The 12,686-nt window shown below is 62.5% G+C and carries 1 protein-coding gene; it reads right to left on the reverse strand.

All coding sequences use genetic code 11. The features are described from left to right. Nucleotides 1-11 precede the first annotated feature (11 nt). On the reverse strand, nucleotides 12-12,686 hold a 12,675-nt coding region (locus tag M1L53_RS17200; RefSeq protein ID WP_397517562.1), incomplete at its 5' end, for an amino acid adenylation domain-containing protein.

Genomic DNA, 12,686 nt, shown 5'->3' on the forward strand with positions numbered 1-12,686 from the left:
AATACTGCATATTACCCGTCCGTACCGGAACCCTTCCCCAGCGTGGCCTGCGCGTCAGTTATCAAAGACTGGACGAGCGAGGTAGTACCGTCGGCGCCTAGTGCCGGAAGAATGCCCGGAACCAGACCGTTCAGCGAAACCGAGACCAATGCGTCGGCAGTGAGCGCCGCACCCATCGTCTGCTTCATCACAGCCAGTTTTTCGGCCAGCTGTGTGAAGGTCACCGCGGTGTCACCGTGCGTGAAGGCAACCGCCGTCGGATCTGCTGCGGCGGCCGCTGATGCGAGGTCCGGAAGATCGGCGGCGGTCTTCGGCTCGGCTGCCTCGATCAGCGCGCGTTCGAAGTCCGTCACGATGTCGATGGTCCGCAGAACCACCGTCGGATCTGCGGCAACGGCGTCGACCACGGCCCGCAACCTGGCCGCGAACAGTTCCATGGTTGCGGCGTCGTACAGATCGGTTGCATAGGTGAATCGCATCCGGATATCGGACAGCGTACCGCCCTCGTCGAACTCCTCGATACCGGTGAGCTGCAGGTCGAACATCGCCGAGTCGAATCCGTCGTCCACCGCCGACAGTTCGAGCCCTGGCAGCGCAAACGTGCCAAGTGCCATGTTCTGGAACGTGAGCATCACCTGGAACAGCGGTGAGTATGCCTGTGAGCGCTCACGGCCGACCTGCTCGACCAGACGCTCGAAGGGCACGTCTGCGTTTCCGAACGCCGCGAGGTCCTTCTCCTTCACCTGCTGCAGCAGGTCGACAAACGTGGTTGCCGGTTTCACCTGCGTGCGCAACACCAGCGTGTTGACGAACATACCGACCAGGTCGTCGAGGACTCGCTCGCCGCGGCCCGCCACCGGTGTACCGATCGCGATGTCGTTCGAGCCGCTGAGCTTGGACAGCAGCACCGAGAACGCGGCATGCACGACCATGAACACGGTCGAGTTCTGCTCGCGCGCGATTTCCGCGATTCGACGCGTGGAGTCGGCGCCGAGAGTGAACAGGAAGTCCGCCCCCTTCATCGACTGCGTCGGCGGACGAGGACGGTCCGTCGGCAGTTCCAGAAGTTCGGGAACGCCGGCGAGTTCCTGCGTCCAGTAGGCAAGCTGCGTCGACAGTTCACTGTCCGGATCGCCCTCGGAACCCAGAACGTCGCGCTGCCATAACGTGTAATCCGCGTACTGGACTTCGAGCGGAGCCCATTCGGGTGCCGCTCCCCCGGTACGCGCCGTGTACGCGACCATCGTGTCTCGGATCATCGGCGCCATCGAGAACGCGTCGCCGCTGATGTGGTGGACCACCACGATCAGGACATGCTCAGTGGGCGTGATCTGGAAAAGGCGAACGCGCAGCGGAACACCGGCAGTGACGTCGAAGCCCTGACCGACGACCTTCGCGACCTCGGCCCCAATCGTGTCTTCGCCGACATACAGCACGGCCATGTCGACAACGGCTGCCGACTTCGACTGAATCGACTGCGTCGGGCCGTCCCCGAGATCGGGATAGAACGTCCGCAGGATCTCGTGGCGAGCAACAAGGTCGGAGACGGCCGACTGCAATGCTGCGACGTCGAGATCGCCGGACATCCGGATCGCGACCGGGATATTGTACGCGGCAGACCTGCGGTCGATCTGGTTGAGAACCCACATCCGCTGCTGAGCGAGCGACAACGGAATCTGCGACGGCCGTTCCTGCGCCACCAACTGTGCCCGCGAACCTGAACCGGCATGTTCGAGCACCCGCGACGCCAGCAGTCCGACAGTCGACGCTTCGAAGATGATCCGCACCGGAATCTGGGCGTCAAGTGCCTGACCCAACCTGGCCACGACCTGTGTGGCGATCAGCGAGTTTCCGCCGAGATCGAAGAAGTCGTCGTCCAACCCGACTCGTGGAACGCCCAGGACTTCGGCAAACACCGAGGCCACGATCTCTTCGACCGGATTGCTCGGGGCACGGAACTCCGTTGCCTCGAATTCGGGTTCCGGCAGCGCCTTTCGATCGATCTTGCCGTTGATGTTGAGCGGCAATTCGCTCAGCACCATCAACGCCGACGGCACCATGTAACTCGGCAACTCGCGGACGAGTTCCGCCTTCACGCTGTCGACGTCGACGGTGGCCCCGGCCTGCGGAACGAGGTACCCGACCAGTCGATCCCCCAGTCGCGGATCGGTTTTCGCGACGACAACCGCTGCGTCCACGGACTCAGCAGCTCTGATAACAGCTTCGATCTCACCGAGTTCGATGCGGTAGCCGCGGATCTTCACCTGGAAGTCGGCACGATCGACGTACTCGAGTTCACCGCCACTGCGCCAGACAACGAGGTCGCCGGTGCGGTACAGACGTGTGCCCGGTTCTCCGAAGATGTTGGCGACAAAGCGTTCCGACGTCAGGTCGGCCCGCCCGTGATAACCACGAGCCAGCTGGGTTCCGGCAAGATACAGCTCACCGGTCACTCCGACCGGAACGGGATGCAGTCGCTCGTCGAGCACGTAGACCTGCGAATTCCATTCCGGGGCACCGATCGAGACCGACGAGGTATCGCTCTCGTCCACATCGTGCGCGGTCACTGACACCGCAGCCTCGGTCGGACCGTACAGATTGACGAGTGCCGCGTCGGACATTTTGCGGAACTCTGCCGCCGTTGCCGCGGGCAAGGCCTCACCGATGGCAAGGACACGCTCGAGCGACTGCGGAAGAGTGCCGTCTGCTGCGGCCGTCAGCATCGAGAGCATGGACGGCACCGCGTGCAGCGTCGTCACCTTCTCTTGAGCGATGAGCGCCAGCATGTACTCGGCGTCCTTGTGGCCGTCCGGGTCGGCAATGACCAGGCGGGACCCGGATGTCAACGCGGACCAGAACTCCCAGACCGAGAGGTCGAACGTCGCTGCAGTCTTGAGCAACATTGCGTCGGTCTGGTCGAGACCGTAGCGATCACGCTTCCACAGAAGCTGATTGACGATCGCGGCGTGGGACAGCGCCACACCCTTCGGCTTGCCGGTCGATCCCGACGTGAAGATCACGTACGCGGTATTCGCCGAACGAAGCGGTGCGATCCGCTCGTCGCCGCGCACCGGCGCTCCGGAGACGCGCGACAGATCGAGGGTGTCGATGAGAAGAACGTTGTCGATCCCCGCGAGCGACGGTGCGTCGTTCTCGTTGCTGAGCACGCAGACCGGCGCGGCCATCTCGAGGACGTACCCGGTGCGATCGGCCGGATGATCCGGATCGATCGGAACATAACCGCCGCCTGCCTTGGCAACGGCGTACATGCCGATCACCAGGTCGATGGAGCGTCGCATTCCCAATGCCACCAACGACTCCGGACCGACACCCAGTTCGATCAGGTGACGGGCGAGCCGGTTGACCTTGTCGTCGAACTCCACATACGTCAGCGATTCGAGCCCGTGCACCAACGCGACGGAATCACCGTGAGCGGCAACCTGCTGATCGAACAGATCGACCAGTGTCGCCTCGGCGTCGAGTACCTGCTCCGTTGCATTCCATTCCTGCAGAACCTGATTCGACTCACGCGGATCGAGCACGTCGATGTCGCCGACCACGATCGACGGATCGGCAACCACCGCTGCCAGAACGGTGTTGAACCGATCAGCAAAGGACTGGACTGTCGACTCGTCGAAAAGGTCGTGCGCGTAGCTGAATACGGCCGAGATGCCGGAGGCAACACCACGCTCGTCGTAATTGTCACCGACGATCAACTGCAGATCGAACTGAGCGACACCGTTGTCGATCTCGAGGCCCTTGACGGTGAGGCCAGGCAGTTCCAGGCTTGCCTGTTCCATGTTCTGGAAAAGGAAGCCCACCTGGTAGAGCGGGTGCCGAGCAGTCGAACGTGCGGGGTTGAGAACTTCGACCAGTCGCTCGAACGGAACATCGGCATGCGCAAAGGCCTGCAGGTCGTTCTCGCGCACGCGGGCAAGTAGTTCCGTGAAACTGTCGGAACCGTCGACGTGTGTCCGGAATACCAGGGTATTGACGAACATGCCGATCAGATCGTCGAGCGCACGCTCACCGCGGCCAGCGATCGGGGTGCCAACGGCGATGTCGTCGGTGCCGGAAAGGCGCGCTAACAGAATCGCAAACGCCGCGTGCGTGACCATGAACAGGGTGGTCCCGTGCTCACGGGCCAGCGCCGACAGGCCCTGATGCACTGTTGCGTCGATCTCGAACTGAAGGTAGCCACCGCGGTACGACTGCGCGGCGGGACGCAGACGGTCCGTCGGCAGGTCCAGCTGATCCGGCAGCCCGGCCAAAGCTTGGCTCCAGTAGGCGATCTGCTCGGACGACACGGATTCCGGGTCTTCCTCGCTACCCAGCACCTCGCGCTGCCACAGGCTGTAATCGGCGTACTGCACGTCCAGCGGGGCCCAACCCGGCGCCGTTCCCTGCGCCCGTGCCGCGTAGGCCATGACGAGATCGCGGGCGAACGGAGTAGTCGAGGAGCCATCCGCGGCAATGTGGTGCACCACGACGGCGAGGACGTACTCGTTCTCGGCTACCTGGAACAACCGAATCCGCAGCGGGATTTCGGCCGTCACGTCGAACCTCGTCGACGCCAATTCGACCAGCTTGCCGACAATCTCGGCTTCCGTGACACTCTCGACGTTCAATTCCACCGGCGTATGTCCTACCGGTTCGATGACCTGGACCGGTCCCGAATCGGTTTCCGGATACACAGTGCGCAGGGTTTCGTGGCGGGCAACGACGTCGCCGATCGCCGCACGCATCGCGCCCAGATCGAGTTCACCGCTCAGCCGCAGTGCAAACGGCATGTTGTAGGCACCTGCCGAGCCGTCGAAGCGGTTGAGGAACCACATACGCTGCTGCGCAAGAGAAAGCGGAATCTCTTCCGGTCGATCCTGAGCTGTCAGCGCAAGGCGGCTTCCTTCACCGACGTGTGATTCGAGACGTGCGGCAAGTTCCTGGACGGTGGACGCTTCGAACAGAAGGCGGACCGGTACGGCCGTCTCGAGTTCTTCGGCGATGCGCATGACAACCCGAGTCGCGATGAGGGAGTTGCCACCCAACTCGAAGAAATCATCATCCAACCCCACCCGATCAACACCCAACACACCCACAAACGCCGACGCCACCACCAACTCCACCGACGACACCGGAGCCCGAAACACCCGAGCCTCGAACACCGGCTCCGGCAACAACGCCCGATCCAACTTCCCCGACGAATTAAGTGGGAACGCATCCAACACCACCACAGCAGCCGGAACCATATAACCCGGAACCCGCTCCCCCACAAACCCCCGCAACACCGACACATCCACAACCGACCCCACCGCCGGCACCACATACCCCACCAACTGATCACCCATCACCGACCCACGCACCACCACCGCAGCCGACAACACCGACCCATGCGACACCAACGCCGCCTCGATCTCCCCCAACTCGATCCGCTGACCACGGAACTTCACCTGAAAATCAGTACGACCGATGTACTCCAACTCACCAACTGTGTTCCAACGGACCAAATCACCCGTCCGATACATCCGCTCACCCGAACCGAACGGCGACGCCACAAACCGATCCGCACTCAAATCCGGACGACCCACATACCCCCGAGCCAACTGCACACCCGACAAATACAACTCACCCGCAACACCCACAGCAACCGGCCGAAGGCGCGAATCCAACACAAACACCCGGCAATTCCACTCCGGCACACCAATCGAGACCACCGACCCCGACCCGGCAGCCGTCACATCCGCAAACGTAAACGACACCGCCGCCTCAGTCGGACCATACAAATTATGCAACCGCGCCGACGACACCAACCCGAACTCACGCACCGCCTCCACCGGCAACGCCTCACCGATCACCAACACATCACGCAACGAACCCAACAACCCCGGATCCACCAACGACGAAAACGTCGACAACATCGTCGGAACAAAATCCGTCACCGACACACCCTGATCATCAATCACCGACGCCAAATACCCCGGATCCCGATGACCATCAGCCGACGCCAACACCAACACCGCACCCACCCGCAACGGCATGAAAAAACCCCACAACGACACATCGAACGTCGTCGCCGTCTTCTGCAAATACACATCAGACGACATCAAGCGATACTCGCCCTGCATGAACTCGAGCTGATTCACAATCGCCGCATGCGAGACCGCCACACCCTTCGGCCGACCCGTCGACCCCGACGTGAAAATCACATACGCCGTATTCGACGCCCGCAACGGCGAGCGCCGATCCACATCAGAAACCCGCGCACCCGAAAAACCAGACACATCAACAACATCCACACACACAACCCGACGACCCGACGCCACGAAACCATCACGCTCCGTCGACACCACACACACCGGATCAGCCGAATCCAACACATACTCATTACGCGAGGACGGCGCATCAGGATCCAACGGCACCCACGCCCCACCCGCACGCACAATCGCATACAAACCAACCAACAAATCAACCGACCGCCGAACAGCCAACCCCACCAACGACTCCGGCCCAACACCCAAACCAATCAAATAACGCGCAAACCTATTAACCCGCTCATCGAACTCCCCATACGAAAGCACCACATCCCCACACACCACCGCACGCGAACCCGAACAAACCCCCACCACAGAATCAAAACCATCCAACAACAACCCACCCACAACCGGACGAGACGTGTCGTTCCACGACTCGAGCACCAAAGCACGCTCAGACACAGTCATGACCTCGACGTCACCGACTGCAGTAGACGGCGTTTCACCGATTTCGGTCAGCAGAGTCTCGAGGCGACCCAGCAGGGCCTGCGCGTACGACTCGTCGAAGAAGTCGGGTAGGTAACGAAGCGTCAGGTGCAGTTGGTCGTCGAGACCGATCAGCAGTGTGAGCGGGTAGTTCGTGGAATCGTCGGAGGCGACATCGTCGATCACCATGCCGTCCAAGAACTCTGCCTGCGCTGCAAGACCGTCACGGTCGACCGGGTAGGACTCGAAGATCACCAGAGTGTCGAAGAGTCCGCCGACGCCCGCGGCGCTCTGCACATCGGTCAGGCCGAGGTAATGGTGATCGAGCAATCCCGCCTGTTCGATCTGAACCCGAGAGAGCAATGCCTCGACGGACTCGGCCAGATCCAGTTGGACACGCACGGGCAGCGTGTTGATGAACAGGCCCACCATCTTCTCGACGCTGTCGAGTTGTGGCGGACGGCCGGAGACCGTGGCACCGAAGACAATGTCCTGGCGACCGGTCATGCGTCCCAGCAGAATTGCCCAGGCAGCCTGGACGATCGTGTTGGCGGTAACGCCGGTCCTCGATGCCAAACCGGTCAGTGTCGCGGTCACCGATTCGCTGAGCGAGATCTGCAACTTCTGCGACAGCGCACTGAATTCCTGACCAACGACGGTGGGAGCCAACAACGTCGGCTCTTCGACGCCGCCCAGCGCTTTCGCCCAGGCATCCATGGACACACTGCGATCCTGCTGGACCAGCCACGCGAGGTAGTTCCGATAGCTCAGTGACCGCGTCTGAGCGGGAATGTTCCCACGCATGGCGTAGTGGCCGAGGAGCGTCTGGAGCAGCAGCGGCATGGACCAGCCGTCGAGGATGATGTGGTGGTTTGCCACAACAAGGCGGTATTCGCTCGCCGCGATCTTGATCAGCGTGAACTTGATCAACGGCGGGTTCGACATGTCGAAGTGCGTGGCCTGGTCCTCGACAAGAATCCGATCCAACTCGCGGCGTCGTTCTTCGCTGTCAGCGATTGTGGTGAGATCCAGTTCGCGCCACGGCACCTCGATGTCACCGAGAACTACCTGGACCGGCGTACCCGTTCCGTCGACCACAAATGCGGTGCGCAGGTTCGGGTGACGATCGATGATGGCCTGTGCTGCGGCGTGGAGGCGATCCGCGTCGACGCGGCCGGACAGCGAGAGAACCATCTGCACGGAGTACAGGTCGACGGTCGACTCGGCCATGACAGCGTGGAACAGCAGACCCGACTGCAGCGGAGCCAGCGGCCAGACGTCCTGCACAGCGGGGAAACGCTGCTCGAACCCGTCGAGATCCCGCTGGGTCAGCGTTACCAGCGGCACGTCCGACGGCGTGAGTCCGCCTGCGCCGACGGCCTGTGCGTGCTGCGCCAGCGCTGTGAGTGCTCCGACCCACAGGTCGGCCAGGGCTTGCACCTCGGTGGCGCTCAGCAATCCGTTCGGGAAGGCAAACGATGCTTCGAGCACCGCGCCGTCAGCGCCGTCGTTGACGATGGCATTGATGTCGACAACCTTGTTGGCCGGCATGTCCGGGTCTTCCGGCGCAGCGACATCGGAGAAGTCGCGTGCCGGAATCCATCCGAGGCCTTGCGCTGCAGCCGGAATATCCTCCGCCACAATGCGACCCAGGTAGTTGAAGCTGACCTGCCCGCTGCTCAGCTTCGACAGCTCAGTGCAGGTGTCGTCGTTGACGTACCGCAGCAGTCCGTAGCCGACACCCTTGTCGGGAGCGGCGAGCAACTGCTCCTTGACTGCCTTGATCGCCGCTCCCGCAGCAACTCCGGCGTCGAAGGCGTCGTCGATGTCGATACCGGCAAGGTCGAGGGCGACGGGGAAGGCCGCCGTGAACCAGCCGACGGTGCGTGAGAGATCGGCACCCGGGACGACGCCCTCTTCGCGGCCGTGGCCCTCGAGCTGGAGCAGTGCCGCTTCGGTGTCGATGCCCCGCTCACGGCGCCAGCGCACCAGTGCCAGAGCAAGTCCGGCCAGCAAACCGTCGTTGGCTCCGCCGCGGAACACCTCGGGCAGAGTTGTCAGCAGGGTTTCAGTGACGCCTGTAGGCACCTCCACGCGCACACGCTCGACAGTTGCCGCAACGTCGACGGACGGATCGAACGCCCGCGAACCGAGAATCGGGTCTGGAGTCGACAGCGTCTTGCGCCAACGTGGCAGTTCTGCCAGTCGCTTGTCTGATCGTGATTCCGCAGCGAGCGAGTGCGCCCAGGTACGCATGGACGTGCCCGTCGGTTCGAGCACGGGTGCACTTCCGCCACTGCGCTGAGCCCACGCGGAAATCAAGTCCGGCACGATGATTCGCCAGGAGACGCCGTCGACGATCAGGTGATGCGCAGCCATGATCAATCGGCCGGTGCGTGTGTCACCGAAGTCGATCCACACGAACTGAGCCATGACACCGGCGGCCGGATCCAACCGGCCGAGAGCGTCGTCGAGAGCACCCGATGCGATGGCCGTCAGGTCTGCGCCCGAAATCGCGGGGTCCACCAGCACCCGTCGCACCAAAGAATCCACGTCGACGGTTCCGGGCGCGGACACAGCCATGCCCGGACCACGCTGATCATCGACCAGACGCGAACGGAACATGTCGTGGTGATTGATGACGGCAGCCAGTGTGTCGACAACACCGGTCCGGTCGATGCCGAGCGGCAACTCCAGCGTCAACAACTGGTTGAAACGCTGGAAGCTGCCGGGCCGTTCGAACATGAATCGCTTGATCGGCGTGAGCGGCATCCAACCGATGCCGCCGCCTTCGATCTCGGCGAGAACAGTGATCGCATCGGCGTCGGAGCCGAAGACGGCAACCTCTGCCAACTCAGCCACCGTCTTGTTCTCGAACACGTCCTTGGGCGTGAACAGAACACCGCGGGCCTTGGCCCGGGACACCAACTGGATCGACATGATCGAGTCTCCGCCCTGAGCGAAGAACGAATCGTCGGTACCGATCTGATCGAGGCCGAGAACGTCGGCAAAGACCTCGCTGAGGACGCGTTCCATCTCGGTCGTGGGAGCACGGAACTCCTTGACCTCGAATACCGGCTCCGGCAAAGCCTTTCGGTCCAGCTTGCCGGCCGGGGTCAGCGGCATGTCGGTCAGAACCATGATCGACGCAGGCACCATGTGCGCCGGCAGGGTGCGTGAGACGAACTCGCTCAGATCCGCCGAGCTGACAGCAGATTCCTTGCCGACAAACACGTACGACACTAGCGCCGGAGCACCGGACGCCAAAGTGGTGCCCATCGTCGCGGCGAACTCGACGTCCGAATGTGCCGTCAGTGCCGCGTCGATCTCACCGAGCTCGATACGGAAGCCACGGATCTTCACCTGGAAGTCGTTGCGGCCCACATACTCAACCTGATATTGGTCAGTCCAACGCACAACATCACCGGTGCGGTACATGCGCTCACCGGGCAGGCCATGCGGGTTGGCAACAAAGCGATCCGCGCTCAATCCCGGGCGGCGATGGTATCCGCGGGTGACCTGGGGACCCGACAGGTACAGCTCACCGGCAACACCGACGGGGACGGGCTGCAGACGCGTGTCGAGAACAAACGCCGCCATGTCGCCGATGGTTCCACCGATGGTCATCCGGTCGCCCGGCATCAGCGGCACACTGACGTTGGTGACGATAGTGGTCTCGGTGGGACCGTAGACATTGAGGAACGTACGTCGACGGTTCGGCTGATCCGCCCACTTGGCCATCAGCTCCGGCGAGTACGCCTCGCCGCCGACACCAACCACCTCGAGATCGTTCAGGCCCGACGGATCCATGGAAGCCAGCGCCGCGGGCGTGATGAAAGCGTGTGTGACGCGTTCGGACTTGAACAGCGCGGTCAACTCGTCGCCGCCGAAGATCGACGTCGGGACGATCACCATGGCAGCGCCTGTCGCGACAGCCAGGAACAGTTCGAGCATCGACGCGTCGAAACTCGGCGACGCGAAGTGCAGCGTGCGGGAGTTCGGCGTCACCAGGTAGTGCTGTGCCTGCGTTGCACTGAAGCTCGCGAGGCCTGCTCCCGTAGCAACAACACCCTTGGGCAAGCCTGTTGTGCCCGAGGTGTAGATCACCCAGGCCGGATGCGCCGGAAGGACGGGGCGCACACGCTCATCTTCACGAATCGGTGAACTATCCTGCGCTGCCATTAATTCCGCGCAAACAGCACTGTCGATCGCGAGCCACTCCACGGTGTCGGTAAGCCCTGCGAGTTCAGCTTCGAAAGTCAGACCGACCGAGACGCCCGAGTCGGAGACCATATGCGCGATGCGGTCGGCCGGGTAGTGCGGATCGATGGGAACAACGGCGGCACCTGTCTTGGATACCGCCCACACCAGCAGGACCGATTCGATGGAACGCGGAATCGACACTGCGACCAGGTCTTCGGCGCCCAGACCGCGAGCGATCAGGACGCGGGCGAGGCGCGACGACCACTCGTCGACCTCGGCGTAGGTCATCGACCGATCCTGGTAGCGGAGAGCTTCGTTGGAGGGATACTGCAACGCGGTCTCGGCCAGGATGTCGGCCAACGGCTTCGGCTCGATGCCCGAGGACGCTCGGCGACTGGTCAATTCGATACGCTCAGGCGCTTCGAGGATGTTGATGTCGCCGACGGCCTGCGTCGCATCCACGGCGACGGCCTCGAGAATCCTAGTCAACCGCTCGGCGAAGGAGACAACTGTCCCCTCGTCGAAGAGATCCGTCGCATAGGTGAAGGTCGCAGTCATGCCGTGACCATCGGCAGCTTCCACCAGGGTCAACTGAAGGTCGAACTTCGCTACAGTTTCCGCGATATCAAATTCAGTGATATCGAGTCCCGGCAACGTCAGGTTATTCTGCCCCAGGTTCTGGAATGCCAAGGCAACCTGGAACAACGGGTTGTGTGCCTGCGAACGAACCGGATCGAGTACCTCGACGATCCGCTCGAACGGCACGTCTGCGTGAGCGAAAGCCGCGAGATCACTCTCACGCGCCGACGTCAGCAGATCGAGGAAACGCATCCCCGGATCGACGTCGGTACGCAGCACGAGCGTGTTGACGAACATGCCGATCAGATCGTCGAGCTGCGCTTCACCGCGACCGGCGACCGGGGTGCCGACTGCGATGTCGGTGGTGCCGGACAACCGGGCAAGAAGTGTTGCCAACGCCGAGTGCATCACCATGAACAGCGATGCCTGGTGCTCGCGACCCACAGCGGCCAGTCCGCGGTGAACATCCGCGGAAATCGGGAAGCTGTAGGTGGCTCCCCGGCCGGTGAACACGGCTGGACGCGCGCGGTCACTGGGCAAGGTGATCTGGTCCGGAACTCCGTCGAGAGCTTTGGCCCAGTAGCCGATCTGCTCTGCGAGTACGGATTCCGTGTCACCCTCGGAACCGAGAACCTCGCGCTGCCACAACGAGTAGTCGGCATACTGCACCGACAACGGCGCCCAGGTCGGGGCTTGACCCTGTGAGCGGGCGTAGTACGCGGTCATCACGTCGCGGATCAACGGACCCATCGAGAAACCGTCGGTGGAGATGTGGTGAATCACTATCGCCAGTACAAACGAGTCCTCCGCGAGCTGGAAGAGCTTGGCCCGCAATGGAACCTCAGCGGTGACGTCGAAGCCTGACGTGACGAAGTCCGTCACCGCCGCCACGATGTCGGATGCTTCGATTTGCACGGGAGCCAGATTCACCGGAACTGCCGCCACCGGCAAGATCCGCTGGTAGCCGGCACCGTCGACCTCGGGGTAGACCGTGCGCAGAACCTCGTGACGCTTCAACACGTCCACGACAGCGTCGTACAACGCCGCCTGATCCAACTCGCCAGTGAGAGTGATCGCCATCGGAATGTTGTTGGCTGCCGATTCGCGGTCCAATTGGTTGAGGAACCACATGCGCTGCTGCGCCAACGACAACGGAACCCGAACCGGACG

Origin of the sequence: Rhodococcus sp. T9N (genome assembly GCF_024436645.1) — a bacterium.
Taxonomy (GTDB): Bacteria; Actinomycetota; Actinomycetes; order Mycobacteriales; family Mycobacteriaceae; genus Rhodococcus_F; species Rhodococcus_F qingshengii.